At 49.5% G+C, this 18184-nt stretch carries 17 protein-coding genes; all 17 read right to left on the bottom strand.

What is annotated here, in order from left to right; genetic code table 11:
- Positions 1 to 17: 17 nt before the first annotated feature.
- The 17 genes from pyrE to BW42_RS02050 all read right to left on the bottom strand — a co-directional run bounded on the left by pyrE (position 18) and on the right by BW42_RS02050 (position 18147).
- Positions 18 to 659 (bottom strand): orotate phosphoribosyltransferase, encoded by a 642-nt coding sequence (gene pyrE / locus BW42_RS02130; protein WP_369792029.1) that lies wholly within the window; start codon positions 657 to 659, stop codon positions 18 to 20.
- Positions 647 to 1348, bottom strand: a complete 702-nt coding sequence (pyrF, locus tag BW42_RS02125) for an orotidine-5'-phosphate decarboxylase (RefSeq protein WP_035406852.1) — start codon at positions 1346 to 1348, stop codon at positions 647 to 649. Before pyrF ends, pyrE begins: the two co-directional genes overlap by 13 nt.
- Positions 1323 to 2252 carry a dihydroorotate dehydrogenase gene (locus BW42_RS02120; RefSeq protein ID WP_035409507.1) on the bottom strand — a complete coding sequence of 310 codons (930 nt, stop codon included), beginning with the start codon at positions 2250 to 2252 and terminating at the stop codon, positions 1323 to 1325. Before BW42_RS02120 ends, pyrF begins: the two co-directional genes overlap by 26 nt.
- The gene (locus BW42_RS02115; protein ID WP_035406850.1) at positions 2252 to 2983 is read right to left on the bottom strand and encodes a dihydroorotate dehydrogenase; all 732 of its coding nucleotides are present in this window, start codon (positions 2981 to 2983) and stop codon (positions 2252 to 2254) included. Before BW42_RS02115 ends, BW42_RS02120 begins: the two co-directional genes overlap by 1 nt.
- Positions 2980 to 6189 carry a carbamoyl-phosphate synthase large subunit gene (gene carB, locus BW42_RS02110; protein WP_035406847.1) on the bottom strand — a complete coding sequence of 1070 codons (3210 nt, stop codon included), beginning with the start codon at positions 6187 to 6189 and terminating at the stop codon, positions 2980 to 2982. The genes BW42_RS02115 and carB overlap by 4 nt, the downstream gene beginning before the upstream one ends.
- Positions 6182 to 7270, bottom strand: coding sequence for a carbamoyl phosphate synthase small subunit (locus BW42_RS02105; protein ID WP_035406843.1), 1089 nt, complete (start codon positions 7268 to 7270; stop codon positions 6182 to 6184). The genes carB and BW42_RS02105 overlap by 8 nt, the downstream gene beginning before the upstream one ends.
- Entirely contained in the window at positions 7263 to 8534 is a 1272-nt protein-coding gene (locus tag BW42_RS02100) for a dihydroorotase (protein ID WP_035406840.1), read from the bottom strand. The genes BW42_RS02105 and BW42_RS02100 overlap by 8 nt, the downstream gene beginning before the upstream one ends.
- Positions 8518 to 9453 (bottom strand): aspartate carbamoyltransferase catalytic subunit, encoded by a 936-nt coding sequence (locus BW42_RS02095; protein ID WP_035406837.1) that lies wholly within the window; start codon positions 9451 to 9453, stop codon positions 8518 to 8520. Before BW42_RS02095 ends, BW42_RS02100 begins: the two co-directional genes overlap by 17 nt.
- 120 nt (positions 9454 to 9573) lie before the next feature.
- Complete coding sequence (locus BW42_RS02090) at positions 9574 to 10896, bottom strand: uracil-xanthine permease family protein (RefSeq protein ID WP_035406834.1); 1323 nt, start codon at positions 10894 to 10896, stop codon at positions 9574 to 9576.
- A gap of 51 nt (positions 10897 to 10947) precedes the next feature.
- Positions 10948 to 11478: a bifunctional pyr operon transcriptional regulator/uracil phosphoribosyltransferase PyrR gene (gene pyrR / locus BW42_RS02085; protein WP_035409506.1), complete on the bottom strand. Its 531-nt coding sequence runs from the start codon at positions 11476 to 11478 to the stop codon at positions 10948 to 10950.
- 248 nt (positions 11479 to 11726) lie between these two features.
- A complete protein-coding gene (locus BW42_RS02080) occupies positions 11727 to 12650 on the bottom strand; it encodes an RluA family pseudouridine synthase (RefSeq protein ID WP_035406831.1) in 924 nt (307 codons plus the stop codon).
- Positions 12647 to 13123, bottom strand: a complete 477-nt coding sequence (lspA, locus tag BW42_RS02075; RefSeq protein ID WP_035406828.1) for a signal peptidase II — start codon at positions 13121 to 13123, stop codon at positions 12647 to 12649. The genes BW42_RS02080 and lspA overlap by 4 nt, the downstream gene beginning before the upstream one ends.
- A gap of 72 nt (positions 13124 to 13195) precedes the next feature.
- Positions 13196 to 15931: an isoleucine--tRNA ligase gene (ileS, locus tag BW42_RS02070; protein ID WP_035406825.1), complete on the bottom strand. Its 2736-nt coding sequence runs from the start codon at positions 15929 to 15931 to the stop codon at positions 13196 to 13198.
- A 298-nt stretch (positions 15932 to 16229) separates the two neighbouring features.
- A complete protein-coding gene (locus BW42_RS02065; RefSeq protein WP_023468794.1) occupies positions 16230 to 16751 on the bottom strand; it encodes a DivIVA domain-containing protein in 522 nt (173 codons plus the stop codon).
- A 24-nt stretch (positions 16752 to 16775) separates the two neighbouring features.
- Entirely contained in the window at positions 16776 to 17546 is a 771-nt protein-coding gene (locus BW42_RS02060) for an RNA-binding protein (protein WP_035406822.1), read from the bottom strand.
- Positions 17543 to 17818 carry a YggT family protein gene (locus tag BW42_RS02055; RefSeq protein WP_035406819.1) on the bottom strand — a complete coding sequence of 92 codons (276 nt, stop codon included), beginning with the start codon at positions 17816 to 17818 and terminating at the stop codon, positions 17543 to 17545. The genes BW42_RS02060 and BW42_RS02055 overlap by 4 nt, the downstream gene beginning before the upstream one ends.
- Positions 17819 to 17820: 2 nt before the next feature.
- Positions 17821 to 18147, bottom strand: coding sequence for a cell division protein SepF (locus tag BW42_RS02050; RefSeq protein ID WP_231496839.1), 327 nt, complete (start codon positions 18145 to 18147; stop codon positions 17821 to 17823).
- Positions 18148 to 18184 lie beyond the last annotated feature (37 nt).

The following is an 18184-nucleotide window of genomic DNA, read 5'->3' as shown; positions in this document are numbered from 1 at the left end:
ACGGAATCTATCTGTTTTTACACGTTTGCGGTAAAACGTTCGCTCCAAGCAACTGGGTCCTTCGACCAATCTGCCAATTGTTCCTGTTCTTCTACCGTGATATCCCCTTGTTGTTGTGCCGTTTCGAGTAACGCTTCGAACGTCAGTAATGCATCCGCGTCAATCTTCGCGTCTCGGAGATTGTTCTTCAAGCGTTCCATCCCGTAAGAGAAAATCGCTTGAATCCGAATGACGTTCGCTCCCTTTGCTTGGAGTGCTTCCGCTGCCTCGATCGCAGACATCCCCGTTGATAATAAGTCTTCGATGACGACGACGCGTTGGCCTGGTTGAATAACACCTTCGATTTGATTACCTTTCCCGTGTTTCTTACTGCCACTACGCACGTAGACCATCGGTAACCCTAATCGTTCCGCGACGAATGCCGCGTGAGGAATACCTGCTGTCGCTGTTCCGGCAACGACTTCGATTCCTAAATCCTTCACTTTCTCAGCGAGGGCATCGGCAATCAAAGAGCGGACTTTTGGGTACGAAAGTGTCAACCGATTATCGCAATAGATCGGAGAACGGAGCCCACTCGCCCACGTATACGGATCGTTTGGAGATAACGTGACGGCTTTGATACGGAGTAATGCATTTGCAATTGGATTTACCATGATAATTGCCCCTTCCATTCTTCGAGTAACGCCTGATAGACCTGTTCTGGTTGTTTGGCACGTGTAATCGGGCGACCAATTACTAAATCCGTCGCTCCATTTCGACGCGCATCAAGAACGGTCGCGACTCGCTTTTGATCATCTGCTTCATTACTAGAAGGACGAATACCTGGTGTGACAAAACGGAAGTCCGTTCGGCAAACTTCGATTAGTTCAGGAAGATCGAGCGCCGAACAGACGATACCATCTAGTCCGGCTGCTTCTGCCAGTTGCGCATACTCACGAACGACTGCTGGCATCGCTCCTTCAACCTTTAAGTCGCGTAACATCGCTTCATCCGTCGATGTCAACTGCGTCACGCCGATTAGTTGTGTCTTAGCATTCGTTTCACGAAGTCCTTCTCGCGCTGCGATCATCATCTCTTTCCCACCGGCAACATGGACGTTCGTCAATTCAACACCTAATTGCCCGATGATGCGCATCGTCCGGCGCGCCGTCTCTGGAATGTCATGGACTTTGACATCGAGGAATACAGCGTGCCCACGCTCGACGAGTTTTTGGACGAACGATCCCCCTGCAGCATAAAATAATTCCATCCCAACTTTTACGGCTGGTCGTGTCTCTTCGAACTGTTCGAGGAACGAAAACGCTTCTGCTTCGGTCGGAAAATCAAGCGCGATGTAAAGTTGATTCATATGCTTTCCCCCTGATGTCTAAAATATGGTCGATGCCGAGTTCATCCATGCGATCCGGTAACTGCTGGATTAATTCTTGACAGATATATGGATTGACGAAGTTTGCGGTACCGACGGCAACAGCGGAAGCCCCAGCGTATATCATTTCTAAGACGTCATCGACTTCCATCACGCCACCCATCCCGATAATAGGAATCGAGACAGCTTGTGCGACATCATGAATCATCCGAATCGCGACTGGCTTGATGGATGGACCGGATAATCCACCAATCCGGTTGGCAAGGATTGGCTGTCCCGTTCGGACATCGATTCGCATCCCAACGAGTGTGTTGATCATCGTCAGCCCGTCTGCACCTGCTGCTTCGACGGCACGTGCCATCTCGACGATTGAAGTGACATTCGGTGAAAGCTTAACGTAAACCGGTTTGGTCGAGACCTGTTTGACTCGACGCGTTAATTCAGCGGCAAGCAACGGATCCGTTCCGAACTGGATTCCACCTGATTTGACGTTCGGACAGGAGATATTTAATTCCAATGCATGAATGCCAGGGTGACGGCTCATTTTTTCTGCGACAAGCTCATACTCTTCTGGTGTCGATCCGGCGACATTCGCAATGATTGCTGTATCAAACGTCTCAAGGAACGGTAGTTTTTTCGTTAAGATACCATCGACACCCGGATTTTGGAGACCGATTGCATTCAACATCCCCATTCCACTCTCCGCGACACGCGGCGTCGAATTTCCGTAACGTTCTTCGCCCGTCGCTGCTTTAATCATGATTGCCCCAAGCTCTGATAGATCATATAACTTCGCGTATTCCTCACCGAATCCAAAACATCCAGATGCCGGCATGATCGGGTTTTTCAAGGAAAGTCCCGGCAACTCGACACGTAATCGTTCCATCATAATACGACCTCCTCTGCCCGAAAGACTGGACCATCGGAACAAGTCTTGACGTACCCGCCTGTTGGTGTTTTACAGACACAGGCAAAACAAGCACCGATGCCACACCCCATTCGATTTTCGATGGAGAGATACTTATGCTCAATCGGTTGTTGCTGGAGTGACCGCAACATCGGCTCTGGTCCGCAAGCGAGTAACACATCATAGCTTTCCGGATGTAAGGCAACCGTAACGAACCCTTTCATTCCATGCGTTCCATCAACCGTCGTGACCGTCGTCTTACCAAGCGCTTGGAATTCCGCTTCGTAAAAGACACTCGTTGCCGTATCAAATCCTAGAATCGCTTCACACGTCACACCACGCGCGACAAGTTGGCGCATCGTCTCATACAGCGGCGGTACCCCAATCCCTCCACCAACGAGAACGACCCGTTGATCTCGGTTGATGGCCTCGATCGGAAAACCGTTTCCGAGTGGTCCGAGGGCATCGATTTTGTCGTCGGGACGCAAGGAAGCTAGTTCTGCTGTCCCTTGTCCGATTTCTTTAAAGAGAAACGTAATCAGATCACGATCGACCCGAGCAATCGAGATCGGTCGGCGTAAGAGTGGACCGACGCGTAGATGCATGAATCGCCCCGGCGCAATGTCCTGCGGTTGCTCGAGGCGACAGACGAGTTCTGTCGCGCCTTGAGCTACCGTTCGTCGAGAGACGACCGTCAAGAGTTGCTTCATTGGATCACCACTTTCTTTTCGTGTGTGAAGGCTTGAATCGCACTCGCTTCGAACGAGCGACTCTCGATGACGCGTAGAATCGCTTCCGCCGTATCGAGTGATGTTAGACAAACGACTTGATTCTCCGCTGCTGCCCGGCGAATGATGAAGCCGTCTTTCGTGACTTGTGAGTCGCGACTCATCGTATTGATGACATACTCGATCTCCCCTTTTTCAATCACGTCGAGCATCGATTCGGAAGACGAGTCGATTTTACCGACCGTCTGAACCGGTAACCCTTGCTCCGTCAAGTACGCTGCCGTTCCTTCCGTCGCAAGCAACGTGAATCCAAGTGAGGCAAAGCGTCGTGCGAGATCCGTCATTTCTGCTTTGTCCGGGTCTGCGACCGTCAAGAGAACACGACCGTGTTCTGGAATCGCCATCCCTGAAGCAAGCAATCCTTTGTAGAGTGCTTTTTCAAGTGTTCGGTCTGTTCCGATGACTTCTCCGGTCGATTTCATTTCCGGTCCGAGCGTCGGGTCGACTTCTTTAAGCTTCGCAAACGAGAAGACCGGTACTTTGACCGAGACGAGCGATTCTTCCGGTAGGACACCACTTGTTAACCCGTAAGAAGCGAGCGTTTCACCGAGAATGATGTCCGTCGCGAGCCGCGCGACCGGAAGTCCCGTCACTTTCGAGATGAATGGCACCGTCCGGCTGGCACGCGGATTGACTTCAAGAACATAGAGTGCGCCGTCCGCATAGACGAACTGGATGTTGAGCAATCCTTTGATGCCGAATGCTTTGGCGATTCGTGTCGTGTAGTCGACGATCCGGTCCTTGATGTCTTGGGAGACACGTTGTGGCGGATAAACTCCAATCGAGTCACCTGAGTGAACACCGGCACGTTCGATATGCTCCATGATGCCTGGAATGACGACATCTGTTCCATCACAGATCGCGTCGACTTCGAGTTCGATTCCTGTCAGGTAACGGTCGACGAGGACCGGTCGTTCCGGTGAGGCGATGACCGCGTGTTTCATGTAATGTTCCAGTTCTTCTTGTGCATAGACGATTTCCATTGCTCGACCGCCGAGGACATACGATGGACGAACGAGGACCGGGTAACCGAGTGACGCTGCTGCCGTGACCGCTTCTTCGACCGTGACGGCCGTTTTACCTGGGGGCTGTGGAATGTCGAGCGCCGTCAACGCTGCTTCGAACTGTTTTCGGTCCTCTGCCCGGTCTAAATCCTCAAGCGATGTCCCGAGGATTTTTACACCTTCTGCTGCTAATGACTCAGCTAAGTTGATTGCTGTCTGGCCACCGAACTGGACGATGACACCGAGCGGACGTTCATTTCGGATGACTTCGAGGACATCCTCCGTCGTTAATGGTTCAAAGTAGAGTCGATCGGAAATCGAGAAGTCGGTCGACACGGTTTCCGGATTGTTGTTGACGATAATTGCTTCATAGCCAGCTTGACGAATCGCTTGAATCGAATGGACTGTCGCATAGTCGAACTCGACTCCTTGACCAATCCGGATCGGACCCGATCCTAAGACGAGGATCGAAGAACGATTCGTCGCGATTGCCTCATTTTCGCGTTCGTATGTTCCATAGTAATACGGTGTATCAGAAGCGAACTCTGCCGCACACGTATCGACCATTTTATACACTGGATGAATCGCTTGCGCTTCACGCATCCGGCGAATCTCTGTTTCCGTTTGTCCTGTGATCCGGGCGAGCATTGGGTCACTGAATCCATACCGCTTCACATGAAGTAGCAGTTCAGGTGTCAAACCGGTAGCGACCGATTGCTCAAGTTGCCAAATGTGCTGTAGCTTTTCGAGGAATAAGCGATCAATTGCCGTCCAAGCATGAATCTGTTCGACGCTATAGCCGCGGACAAAACCAGCGTATAAGGCGAAAAGTCGATCATCTGTCGCCTGGCGAATCGCTTGTTGCAAAGCATCATCTGCCATTTCGATGAAGCGTGGCATGTACAAATCCGCTGTACCGATTTCAAGCGAACGAACGGCTTTCAGTAATGCCTCTTCCATCGTCCGCCCCATTGCCATAACCTCACCGGTCGCCTTCATCTGTGTCCCGAGCGTCCGATCTGCCGTTTCGAATTTATCGAACGGCCAGCGCGGAATTTTGGCGACAACATAATCGAGTGCCGGTTCGAACGAAGCAAAGCTCGTCTCGGTGATCGGGTTCTTTAATTCAGATAAGGCATACCCGACGGCAATCTTTGCAGCAAGTTTTGCGATCGGATAACCGGTCGCTTTTGAAGCAAGTGCGGACGAGCGGGAAACACGTGGATTGACTTCGATGACATAGTAGTCAAAGCTCGTCGGATCTAGCGCGAACTGGATGTTACATCCACCTTCGATACCGAGTGCGCGAATGATATCGAGCGAGACGTTACGTAGCAGTTGATAATCGCGATCCGATAACGTTTGCGTCGGAGCAAAGACGATCGAGTCTCCGGTATGAACACCGACCGGATCGAAGTTTTCCATCGCACAGACGATGATGGCTTGGTTCGTTGCATCACGCATGACTTCAAATTCGACCTCTTTCATCCCAGCAATTGATTTTTCAAGGAGTACTTGTGTTGCCGGACTTGCCTTGAGTCCCCCTTCGACGATTCGCGTGAACTCTTCCGGTGTATGGGCGATTCCACCACCCGTTCCTCCGAGTGTATATGCTGGACGGATGATGATTGGTAGACCAATCTGTTGTCGGAATTGTTGTGCTTCTTCGAGCGAATGCACGATTTCACTATCCGGTACGCCATGTCCGCGTCTAAACATCAGTTGACGGAACAAATCACGATCTTCTGCCTCTTCGATTGCTGATAATTTCGTTCCGAGCAACTCGACATTGTATTCAGCTAGGACACCAAGACGATCTAGTTCAACAGCCAAGTTCAGACCCGTCTGACCGCCAAGTGTCGCAAGTAAGGCGTCTGGTCGTTCCTTCCGGATGATCCGCGAAACGAACTCTGCTTGAAGAGGCTCGATGTAGACACGATCAGCAACTGTTGGATCTGTCATGATTGTCGCTGGATTCGAGTTGACGAGGATGACTTCATATCCTTCTTCCTTTAAGGCTTGACACGCTTGTGTTCCTGCGTAGTCGAATTCAGCGGCTTGTCCGATTACGATTGGACCGGACCCGATAACGAGAATCTTCTGGATATCTTGACGTTTAGGCATGAGAGACCTCCTGTTGTTTCGTGATTTCTTCTAAAAACTGTTGGAATAGACCGTTCGCATCCATTGGACCGGGTGATGCTTCCGGATGATACTGGACGGAGAAGACGGATGCTGACGTATGACGGATGCCTTCGACCGTTCCATCGTTGATTGCGAGATGCGTTACTTCAAGCACTGTATGTTGCAATGATTGTTCATCGACGGCATATCCATGGTTTTGCGACGTGATGTCGACGCGACCTGTCCGGATATCTTGGACGGGATGATTCGCACCCCGGTGACCGAATGGCAGTTTGAACGTATCCGCGCCATGTGCTAGTGCAATCAACTGGTGCCCAAGACAAATTCCGAAGATGACGACTTTCCCTGTCAATTCTTGAATCAGCGGAATCGCTGTCGGGACATCCTTTGGGTTCCCTGGTCCGTTCGACAGCATCACACCGTCTGGACGATAGCGTAAGACTTCCGTTGCGCTCACGTCGTATGGTACGACGACAACTTCACAGCCGCGTTTGACAAGTTCGCGGACGATTCCGAGCTTCGCTCCGAAGTCGACGAGAACGATTCGTGGTCCAGCTCCTGGGATGATATACGCCCGTTCCGTTGAAGCACGTTTGACTTGATTCGTCTCGATTGGTGCATCTTGCAGGTGGCTTAATTCCTCTTCTAGGTCGAACTCTCCATCAACGAGTCGGCCGCGCATGACGCCTTTCGAGCGGATATGTCGTGTTAACTGTCGCGTATCGATTCCACTTAATCCTGGAATATCAAGATCTCGAAGAGCTGCATCGAGCGACATCTCACTCCGGAAGTTCGACGGTGTTTGGCAATGTTCGCGGACAATCAATGCTTTAGCGAGTGGACGCGTCGTTTCATAGTCTTCTCGATTGACTCCGTAATTGCCGATCAACGGATTCGTCAGCACGATCATCTGATCACAGTAAGATGGATCCGATAGCATCTCTTGATAACCAGTCATTCCGGTTTGGAAGACGACCTCTCCTGTTGTTGTCGTGTCCGATCCAAACGCCGTTCCTTCAAACGTCATACCATCCTCTAACACCAGTGTCCGTTTACGCATGTGCTATGTCCTCCTTGAATACGATTTCTCCCTTGACGAGCGTCATGACCGGGAATCCTTTTAACCGTTCTCCTGCGAACGGTGTGTTCTTACCTTTTGAACGGAACCGTTCCGGTGAAACCGTCCGCTCCGTCTCTAGATCAAGCAGGACTAAGTCTGCTTCCGCTCCCACTTCGAGTTTCCCGTAAGGTAGTTCAAAAATCGCTGCTGCCTTGTCCGTCAAATTCCGAATCAGTGTCTCAAGTGTCATCTTGTCTTCAGCGACAAGCTTCGTATAGAGGAGCGGGAATGCTGTCTCGAATCCTGTGATGCCAAACGGGGCGCGTTCGATACCGAGTGCCTTCTCTTCTGCTGCATGAGGAGCGTGATCCGTTGCGATGCAATCAATCGTTCCGTCTGCTAATCCTTCGAGCAATGCTTGGCGATCTGCCTCACTCCGCAGTGGTGGATTCATTTTAAAGTTCGGATCCTGATTCGATATGTCTTCATCGATCAATACAAGATGGTGCGGTGTGACTTCTGCTGTCACTCGGATCCCTGCTCGTTTGGCGTCACGAATGACGCGAACGGATTCTTTCGTCGAGACATGACAGACGTGATAATGACAGCCGGTTTCTTCTGCAATCAGGACATCACGTGCGATGTGGATACTCTCAGCAAGCGATGGAATACCTTGCAAACCTTCCCGTCGACTGTAGTTTCCTTCGTGCACACATCCTGCTTTTAACGAATCATCTTCGCAGTGGGCAACAATCGTCTTCCCGAGCCGTGCTGCTTGTTGCATTGCCGTTCGCATGACGGCTGCCGTCTGGACCCCGACACCATCATCCGTGAATGCCACGGCATCCGTTAATTGATCGAACGCGACGAGTTCTTGTCCGAGTTGATTTTTTGAAATCGCCGCGTAAGGCAAAACCCGGACAGATGCCGTCTCTTCAATCTTTTGGAACAATGCATCAAGTGTTTGACGATCGTCCGGTACGGGACGCGTATTCGGCATCGGACAAATCGTCGTAAATCCACCAGCTGCCGCAGCTGCCGTACCTGTCGCAATTGTCTCCTTATGTTCGCCGCCCGGTTCCCGCAGGTGGACATGGATGTCGACGAATCCTGGTGCAACGAATAATCCGGAAGCATCGATGACCGTTTCCCCAACTTGCGGTATTGCTGCTAAGTCCGTGATTTTTCCAGCTTCGATTCGAATATCCCCTGTTCGAACTTGTCCAGCCTCGTACCATCTCGCATTTTCAATTCGTGTTGTCATCTGCATCGTCTCCTTTGATTGTTTTCATCGAAAAGCACCATTCCAGAATCGCCATTCGCGCAAAGACACCATTTTTCATCTGTTCAAAAATCCGCGATTGCGGGTGTTCGACGAGTTCGTCGGCAATCTCGACTCCGCGATTGACCGGTGCCGGATGTAGGACGATCGCTGAAGGTTTCAGTCGATTCATCCGCTCATGCGTCAATCCATGTGTGACGTGATAGACATCTGGATCAAACCGTGTCGTTCCGTCATGCCGTTCGTGCTGGACTCGAAGCAACATCAAGATGTCACACTGTTCAACTGCTTCGTCCATTGAAAGATACGGTATTCCCATCGCTTCGTCATACCATTCGCGTGGCCCTGATCCATAGACGATGGCCCCAAGTCGTTTTAAGATATCGGCATTCGACCGAGCGACACGACTATGTTGTAAATCCCCACAGATGACGACTACTTTTCCTACAATCGTTCCAAACGTCTCGACCATCGTCATCAAATCAAGCAAGGACTGCGATGGATGCTGTCCGCTCCCGTCTCCTGCATTGATGATCGGAATATCGAGTGTCTGAATCAATTCTTCATAATAACCGGTGTCACCGTGACGAATGACCAATCCATCGGCGCCAATCGCTTCGAGTGTTTTGCACGTATCGTGTAACGTCTCCCCTTTTTGCACGGATGACGTCGCTGTTTCAAACGGCAGTAGATGCATGTTCAAGCGATGCTCTGCCATTTCAAAGGAAGAGCGTGTCCGCGTCGAGTTTTCAAAAAACAGATTGACGAGTGTCTTGTCGGAAAAGTCTGGTGCCGGTTCGCCTTGTTTAAAAGCGAGACTACGTTCAATCAACGAATTGATCTCCGTTATGGATAAGCTTTCTAAATTGACGAAATGTCGGGTTTGCAAGATCGTTTTCATGTATTTCACTCCTTCAGGTCATGAAAAAGGCGCACCTTCTAAGTGAAGGTGCGCCGAAAGAAGACAGAGGAGTCCCTGCATCTTTTCATGGCCTTCACTTTATCGTTCTCTCGGAACGTCTTAAAAGTTGTTCGCTACAGATTGAGTTGTAGAGTTTTCCGTTGTTTCAGCTGTTTCTTCGACCTGTTCCGTCGTTTTCGGAAGGATCAGATTCAGGATGATCCCAAGAATCGTCGCCAGTGCCATACCTTCGAGGGAGAAGTTCCCGATTTTCAAGGCGGCCCCTCCGATTCCCGTGACAAGAATGACAGCTGTGATCGTCAAGTTCCGTTTATCAGCAAGGTCGATCTTACTTTCCGTCAGTGTCCGGAGACCGTTTGACGCGATGACTCCGAATAAGAGAATACTGATGCCACCCATGACTGGTGTAGGAATCGTCTTGATGAATCCTTCGACATATCCGAAGAATCCGAAGCTGATAGCAAGAACCGCTGCCCCACCTAGGACGAAGACACTGTAAACCCGTGTGATCGACATGACGCCGTTGTTCTCACCGTACGTCGTAACCGGTGGTCCACCAAGCATCGAAGCGACTGTCTTCGCGATTCCGTCGCCAAGTACTGTCCGGTGCATCCCTGGATCAAGGAGCGTCTCGCGCCCAATGATCCGTGATGTCACTTTTTGTTCGCCGATGTGCTCCGTCAGTGTGACGAGCGTCACGGGAACGATCAGAAGCAAGGCAGCTGTATTCCATGATGGTGTGTAATTCAAGAACGGAATCGTGAAGTCCGGCACGTGGAAGAACGTTGCCTGTTGAAGTGGTTTGAAGTCAATGATTCCGACCGATGCCGCAACGAGATAACCGACCGTGATTCCGAACAGGATCGGAATCGTGCTCCACATTCCTTTTAAATACGTCATTGCGAGAAGTGTGACACCGAGCGTGACCATCGCGACGAGGAAGTAAAGTCCGTTGTACTTACCGTCCGCTCCGTTCATCGCCATGTTGACAGCGGTCGGGGCAAGCGATAACCCGATAACCATGATGACCGGACCGATGACAACAGGCGGGAGCAAGCGAAGCAACCAAGCAGCCCCCGTGTAACGGATGAGAAGTGAGACAAGTCCGTAGACGAGTCCAGCGACCATTCCGCCGATTAAGGCGTCCTCGACACCCCACCGTTCACTGACGGCGATGATCGGGGCAATGTAGGCAAAACTAGAACCAAGATATGTGGGTACTTTGAAGCGAGTGACGGCGAGGAAAATCAGTGTGCCGACTCCGCTTGCGACGAGTGCAACCGATGTGTTGAGTCCCGTTAAGAGTGGGACGAGCACGGTCGCACCAAACATCGCGAAGACGTGTTGTAGGCTGAGCATCAGCCAATTTAGAGGGTGAGTAGGTACTTCTTGTACATCAAGTACTGCGGCATGTTTTGCCATATGGATGACTCCCTTTCTGGTCTCTCTGGACCACCTTAAAGGTTTTGATTTTTAGCGTTTAATAAATACTTGATCGGCTTCGTCGACTTCAGCGAGCGCGACGACGACTTGCTCGTCACGTGACGTCGGAACGTTCTTGCCGATGAAATCTGGACGGATCGGTAACTCTCGATGCCCACGATCGACGAGGACAGCGAGTTGAATCATACTCGGTCTTCCGTGGTCGACGAGTGCGTCCATCGCGGCACGGACGGTGCGTCCTGTGTAGAGGACATCGTCAACGAGGACGACGATTTTTCCGGTAATGTCTTCCGGTAGATCAGATCCTTTTATTTCTGGCTCTAAACTTCGCTTTGACAAGTCATCTCGGTACATTGAGATGTCGACGACACCGAGTAAGACCGGCTTTCCTTCGATCTGTTCGATCCGCTTCGCAAGGCGGCGCGCGAGTGTCTCACCACGCGTCTTGATTCCGACGATCATTAAATCAGCAATACCTTTGTTACGTTCGATGATTTCATGGGCGATCCGTGTCAGTGCGCGTCCAATCGCGGCTTCATCTAAGATGACGGCTGGTTTCATAGTTTCTCCTTTCATACAAAAGACCTTCTGCGGAAATCCGCAGAAGGTCATCGAAGACAGAATCATGGCATACGTCTTGTATGCATGCCTACGCACGTTTGTGGTAGGTTCTCCCTTTCGCAGCCTCTCCGGACTCGATTAAAGGTGATACTAGTTTGGTAGGATCGTCGCTCGGACGACCGAAGTGTCAGTAGAGGATGTCTCGCATCGCTCTCTAGGTGATACTCTACCGTTTTATTAGAAAAACGTCAAGACTCTAATTCAAGTTTTTTCAGTTGACCAATCTCGAATGTCATCTCTTCTGGGAGTGGTGCTTCAAAACGCATCCATTCGCCTGTCCGTGGATGTTCGAAGCCGAGAACCGCAGCATGCAAGGCTTGACCATTCATTTTCATCGTCTTACGTGGACCATATTTCGGGTCACCGGCAAGCGGGAAACCGATATAACGCATGTGGACACGAATTTGGTGTGTCCGCCCTGTTTCGAGTTTACATTCCACGACTGTAAACCCTTCGTACCGATCGAGAACACGGAAATGGGTTACGGCAGTTTTTGAATTCTTATCCGTTACCGTCATCCGTTGACGATCGTTCTTATCGCGTCCGATCGGTGCTTCAATCGTTCCGAGCTCGTGCGGAATCTCACCGTGTACGAGCGCAATGTAGAGACGTTCCGTCGTTTTCTCTTTCAACTGATGCGCGAGTGATTCATGCGCTAAGTCGTTCTTAGCAACCATCAACAGACCAGACGTGTCCTTATCGATTCGGTGAACGATTCCTGGACGTTTGACACCATTAATGCCCGAGAGATCTTGACAATGATGTAATAAGGCATTGACGAGGGTCCCTGAGACATGACCTGCCGCTGGGTGGACGACCATTCCTTTTGGTTTGTTGACGACAATGACATCTGAGTCCTCGTAGACGACCTCAAGCGGGATATCTTCTGGTAAAATCTCAAGTTCTACCGCTTCCGGGATATGAACGGCAATCGATTCTGTTCCCGATAATTTATAGTTTGGTTTAACGACACGACCATCGACTTCGACGCGTCCCGCTTTTAACCATTCCTGTACTTGCGAACGCGACCATTCATTTTGTTCTGCGAGCCACTTATCAATGCGCCCTGTCGCTCCATCCGCTTGTACGGACCATGTTTCTACTTCATTCATTTATCCATCGTTCCTTTCTTAGTCAACCGTTCTTCGAACATGACGCTAATCAGCATCGTGATGACACCAAACGTCAAACAGACGTCTGCGACATTAAAGATCGGGAAATTATAGCCGAACGGGAAGAAGCGGAAGAAATCAACGACTTCTCCTCGAACCATTCGATCAATGAAATTTCCGATCGCACCACTAAGTAGTAGCGAGATACTCCAAGCAAATACCTTATTTTTCGTGCCTTCCTTGTAGAGGAAGTAAATCAATCCAATGACGACGATAATCGTGACGAAGAAGAAGAAACCGAATTTACCTTCGAGCATTCCCCATGCGGCGCCACGGTTCCGATACGAGTTGAGATAAAAGAAATCCGGAATGACTGTGATCGCTTGACCGATCGTCATATTTTGAACGACGATCCATTTCGTCAACTGGTCGATTCCAACGAGTAAAGCAGCAATCCCTAAGTAAAGCCACATCCTATTGTCCTCCGCATCCAAAAATAATGAGGGACGTCCTGCGAAGTCGCAGTCGCCCCTCCCTTTGTATCATTATAAAGAATTGACGACTTCAGTACAACGTGGGCAAAGCGTCGGATGAGCCGGATCTTGTCCGAGTTCTGTCGAATATGTCCAACAACGTTCACATTTTTCACCGTCAGCTTTTTGAACTGTAATACCAGTCGTCTCATACATCTTATCCGTTGTATCCACGAATTCGAGTTGTGAGACTTGGAGCAACTGCTCAAGATGATCAATCGTTTTAAGCAATGCTTTTGTTTCTTCCTTCGGTGCAAGCAAGAGTTTTGCTTCGAGTGTCTTACCGACGAGTTTCTCAACGCGTGCTTCCTCGAGTGCTTTTAAGACATCATCACGGAATGTCAGGAACGCGTTCCATTTCTCGATGAGAGCAAGTCCTTCTTCTGAGACTTCGACCGTTTCTGGAAGGTCCGTCAAGAAGATGCTCTTCGTCTCAACAGCTGGTACGAATTCCCATGCTTCGTCTGCCGTGTGTGGCAAGACAGGTGCCATCAATTGCAACAAGGCGACGACTGTATCATACATGACCGTCTGAACCGCACGACGCGATGTCGCGTCTGCTTTTTCGATATACAGGATATCTTTCGTGTAATCGAGGTAGAACGACGACAAATCAAGGACACAGAAGTTGTGGAGCAATTGATAGACCGACATGAAGTCGTACGCATCATAAGCCGCTTTTACTTTTCCAACAAGTTGGTCCAGTTTCGTACGCATGAAACGGTCTGACTCTGGTAAGTCTTCAAATGCGACTCGGTGCGTCGCAGGATCGAATTGATCCAAGTTTCCGAGAAGGAAACGAACCGTGTTCCGGATTTTACGATATGATTCTGAGACTTGTTTGAAGTTATCCATCGATGCCCGAACATCAGCTTGATAATCGACAGATGCCACCCACAAACGAAGGATCTCTGCTCCGAATTGTTGCATGACTTGGATTGGTGCAATCGTGTTACCAATCGATTTCGACATCTTGCGACCTTGACCATCCAGAACGAATCCGTGACTGACGACCGCTTTGTATGGTGCTTTCCCAGTCGTTGCGACGGCTGTCGATAGCGACGAGTTAAACCAACCACGGTATTGGTCAGAACCTTCAAGATAGAGATCCGCTGGACGTGTCAATTCAGGACGTGTCGCAAGGACACCGGCATGTGATGAACCAGAATCGAACCAGACATCCATGATGTCCGTTTCTTTTTTGAAGATACCGTTCGGACTTGCTGGATGTGTGAATCCTTCAGGAAGCAAGTCGACTGCTTCGCGCTCATACCAGACATTTGATCCGTGAGTTGCAAATAGATTCGCGATATGATCAATCGTTTCTGGTGTGACGATTTCCGTTCCATCTTCAGCGTAGAAGATTGGAAGTGGAACGCCCCAAGCACGTTGACGGGAGATGACCCAGTCGCCGCGGTCTTTGAACATGTTGTGGAGACGTGTTTCACCCCACTCTGGTACCCACTGGACACCTTTGATCTCATCAAGGATTTCTGCACGGAAGTCTTTGATTGAAGCGAACCACTGTGGCGTTGCCCGGAAGATGACCGGTTTTTTCGTCCGCCAGTCGTGTGGATACGAGTGTTTGATGAATGACAGTTTTAAGAGAGCGCCTGCTTCTTCGAGTGCGAGACCGATTTCTTTGTTCGCATCTTCATAGAACATGCCTTCGAATCCAGGAGCTTCTGCCGTCATGACACCTTTATCGTCAACTGGGCAGAGAACGTCAAGCCCGTATGCTTGACCAATACGGAAGTCATCTTCCCCGTGTCCTGGAGCTGTATGAACGACACCCGTCGCTTCAGCTGTAACGTGGTCGCCAAGCATGACGAGTGATTCACGGTCATAAAGCGGATGTTTCGCTTTCACGTACTCGAAGTCCGCACCGTTGAAGACACGTCCAATTGTCGCGTCTTCCCATCCGAGCGCTTCGATGACTTCTGGAACAAGTGTTTCCGCTACGATATATCCTTTTCCTTGATACTCGATCCGCGCATACGTCAATTCCGCACTGACAGAGATTCCAAGGTTCGCTGGGATCGTCCATGGAGTGGTCGTCCAGATGACGAAATGATCCGTCGGCTCAAGGATGTTTTTTCCATCCATGACTTGGAATGCGACATAGATCGCAGCTGACCGTTTGTCTTGATATTCGATTTCTGCTTCAGCTAGTGCTGATTCAGAAGACGGTGACCAATAGACCGGCTTTTTCCCTTTATAGATATAGCCTTTGTTCGCCATGTCCCCGAACAAACGAATTTGAGCTGCTTCAAATTCTGGTTGAAGCGTGATATATGGATTGTCATAGTCACCGAGAACACCGAGACGTTTGAATTGATCACGTTGGTGATCGACTTGTTCGAGCGCATATTTCGCACATAACTCACGGAATTCCGCGACCGTCATCGATTTGCGGTCAACACCTGCTTTTTGAAGTGCTGTCTCGATAGGCAAGCCATGTGTGTCCCAACCTGGTACGTAAGGGGACTGGAAGCCATTCATCGATTTGTAACGGACGATGATGTCTTTTAAGACTTTGTTTAATCCGTGACCCATGTGGATGTCACCGTTCGCATAAGGAGGACCATCGTGAAGAATGAACGTCGGTTTTCCAGCATTCTTTTCTTGGACCGCAGCATAGAGATTCATCTCTTCCCATCGTGCTTGCATATCCGGCTCACGTTTTGGCAAGTTGCCTCGCATTAAAAACTCCGTTTTCATCATCAATAAGGTTTCTTTGTAATCCATCTGACCATCTCTCACCTTTCGCTTTAAAAGTACAAAAAAAGCCAAGCTCATCCCTGAGATAGGGACGAGCTTGGCTGAACTCGCGGTACCACCCTACTAATCCTGCTCGTCTGTTCGACGACGCAGGACCGCTTAAGAACTCGCTAACGGGAGTGAACCGGCATGACTTACTGTTCGGAGAACGTTCAGTCATACACTCTAAGGGGATATCCCATCTCTTTCGTTGCTCGGGCTTCCACCATTTCCCGATTCGCTGTCAACTGTCCAAGATGCGACGTGTCCTTATCATTGATTTTATTTATACGACATCGTCGTCATTATACGCAACTGCTGGAACATCGTCAAGCGCTCCACGAGAAGAGAAATCAAATGCATCCCAGTCGTGGCTCGTCAATAATTCCATTTGAGCATCGATCAACACTTTGAAGCGATTGCGATAGAGCTCGATTTTCTTACGCATCTGTTCCACTTCGAAGTCCGTCCGTTGTGCCCGGCGTTGTGCCGCATCTTGCAATTGCTCTGCTTCGCGTTCTGCCTGTTTCAAGATCAAGCTTGCTTCTTTTGAAGCATTCGCTTTCACTTCTTCTGCCGCTTCCTGTGCGACAATAATCGATTTATTCAATGTTTCTTCCATCGAACTAAAGTAATCGACACGCGCTTGCATGTTTTGGATGACTTCCTGTTGTTGACGGTTCTCACGTAACAACAACTCAAAATCCTTGATGACCTGATCTAGGAATTCGTTCACTTCATCCTCGTCATAGCCGCGAAACTTTCGTGTGAACTCCTTATTATGAATATCGAGTGGCGTTAATGGCATGATGAATTCCTCCTCCGCATTTTTTTATCCTTTTAAAATACCGTATTGTAGTTTGATTCGATCCCGTTTCGTTGATCCGAGAATCGCAATCAGTTTAACGCGTCCCGTTCCACGTAAGGAAAGCAGATCCCCTTCTTCAAGCATGAAACTCACGTCATCGACTACCTTATAATTCACTTTACTTTCACCCTGTTTAATGAGCGTCTGTGCCTTTTGACGGGAGAAGCCGAGAATTTCACTGACGACCGTATCGAACCGAAGTGAGCTGACGAACCCGAGCGTCTCTTCCCACTCTTGTTCCTTCACTTTCAAGCGATCTTCTGCGTCTACGCGCGAAAGACGAATCTTCGTCTTACCTGCGCGTTCGACGTTTGCTTCGATATATGTCGCAACTTCGTCCGCGACAGCAAATTGCACTTGATCCTGGATGATGACGTCGCCGAACTTGGCACGCTTCAATCCGACGTTCAATAATGTACCGGTGACTTGACGATGAGATAGTTCAACGAATTTAGTAGGATAATGAATGCGATAAATGGAAATGTCAAAGTCATCCGCGTTGTATTCATAATAGTCTGGTGCGAGGATTGCTCGTTTACGTTCGGCGCCTTCGAAACCGCCCTCAAAAAAGAGGGCGCATTTCGAACCGACGAGTTCTTGTGTAATTTGCTGTTCACGAGGGTCTAGAAAATCCGTTAATTTAAACGTATACGTCGCTTCCACGTGATCAATCCAGTTCAAGACCGAATCGACGAATTCCCGCTCGCTTCCACGATAATGATCATATACACTCATACGAAGAAGATAGCTCGGATACCGGATTGTGCCAAGTTCAAGACGAGAAAGGCAACAATCGGCGAGATATCTAGCATGCCTCCGATAGGCGGGATAATACGACGGAAGGGTGCTAGGAATGGCTCGACCAACATCGCGAGCACTTGTCCGAATTTCGAATCACGGGCATTCGGGAACCAAGATAGCAGAATGTACACAATCATGACATAACTATAATATTGTAATAACGTACTTAATGTACGACCAATCGCGTACATCACTTGTGAATCCATACTTACCACCCCTTATGATTAATATCATCTTCTCCTAGGAGATTCGAGATGCTACCAGCCAACTCGACATTGTTTGGAACACAGAGGAGGGTATTCTGACTGATCGTCGTGATCGTTCCATCGAGAGCGAAAACGACACCAGATAAGAAGTTGATCATCTGTCGTGATTGATCTTTTGACATACGTTGCATATTGACGATGACAGCACGGTTCTGACGAAGATGTTCCCCAATCTCTTGGGCTTCGTTAAAGACACGTGGTTCACTCAAGATGACCTGCGATTTCGTTTTTTTCGTCGCATGTAGCGGCACGATATTCGATTGTCTCACGCTGTCCTCCTTTTGAGTAACACTTGGGGTAGATTCC

This window comes from Exiguobacterium sp. RIT341 (genome assembly GCF_000632205.1).
Taxonomy (GTDB): Bacteria; Bacillota; Bacilli; order Exiguobacteriales; family Exiguobacteriaceae; genus Exiguobacterium_A.
This window is presented reverse-complemented; position numbering and strand designations above follow the sequence as displayed.

What these genes read in the sequence shown, in the direction of transcription:
- BW42_RS02105 (WP_035406843.1), bottom strand. Translation starts at nt 7,270, where the DNA reads ATGCGTAAACGGACACTGGTGTTAGAGGATGGTATGACGTTTGAAGGA.
- BW42_RS02115 (WP_035406850.1), bottom strand. Translation starts at nt 2,983, where the DNA reads ATGAAGCAACTCTTGACGGTCGTCTCTCGACGAACGGTAGCTCAAGGC.
- BW42_RS02100 (WP_035406840.1), bottom strand. Translation starts at nt 8,534, where the DNA reads ATGACAACACGAATTGAAAATGCGAGATGGTACGAGGCTGGACAAGTT.
- BW42_RS02090 (WP_035406834.1), bottom strand. Translation starts at nt 10,896, where the DNA reads ATGGCAAAACATGCCGCAGTACTTGATGTACAAGAAGTACCTACTCAC.
- BW42_RS02120 (WP_035409507.1), bottom strand. Translation starts at nt 2,252, where the DNA reads ATGGAACGATTACGTGTCGAGTTGCCGGGACTTTCCTTGAAAAACCCG.
- carB (WP_035406847.1), bottom strand. Translation starts at nt 6,189, where the DNA reads ATGCCTAAACGTCAAGATATCCAGAAGATTCTCGTTATCGGGTCCGGT.
- pyrF (WP_035406852.1), bottom strand. Translation starts at nt 1,348, where the DNA reads ATGAATCAACTTTACATCGCGCTTGATTTTCCGACCGAAGCAGAAGCG.
- lspA (WP_035406828.1), bottom strand. Translation starts at nt 13,123, where the DNA reads ATGTGGCTTTACTTAGGGATTGCTGCTTTACTCGTTGGAATCGACCAG.
- pyrR (WP_035409506.1), bottom strand. Translation starts at nt 11,478, where the DNA reads ATGAAACCAGCCGTCATCTTAGATGAAGCCGCGATTGGACGCGCACTG.
- BW42_RS02095 (WP_035406837.1), bottom strand. Translation starts at nt 9,453, where the DNA reads ATGAAAACGATCTTGCAAACCCGACATTTCGTCAATTTAGAAAGCTTA.
- ileS (WP_035406825.1), bottom strand. Translation starts at nt 15,931, where the DNA reads ATGGATTACAAAGAAACCTTATTGATGATGAAAACGGAGTTTTTAATG.
- BW42_RS02055 (WP_035406819.1), bottom strand. Translation starts at nt 17,818, where the DNA reads ATGGATTCACAAGTGATGTACGCGATTGGTCGTACATTAAGTACGTTA.
- BW42_RS02065 (WP_023468794.1), bottom strand. Translation starts at nt 16,751, where the DNA reads ATGCCATTAACGCCACTCGATATTCATAATAAGGAGTTCACACGAAAG.
- BW42_RS02080 (WP_035406831.1), bottom strand. Translation starts at nt 12,650, where the DNA reads ATGAATGAAGTAGAAACATGGTCCGTACAAGCGGATGGAGCGACAGGG.
- BW42_RS02060 (WP_035406822.1), bottom strand. Translation starts at nt 17,546, where the DNA reads ATGAGTGTATATGATCATTATCGTGGAAGCGAGCGGGAATTCGTCGAT.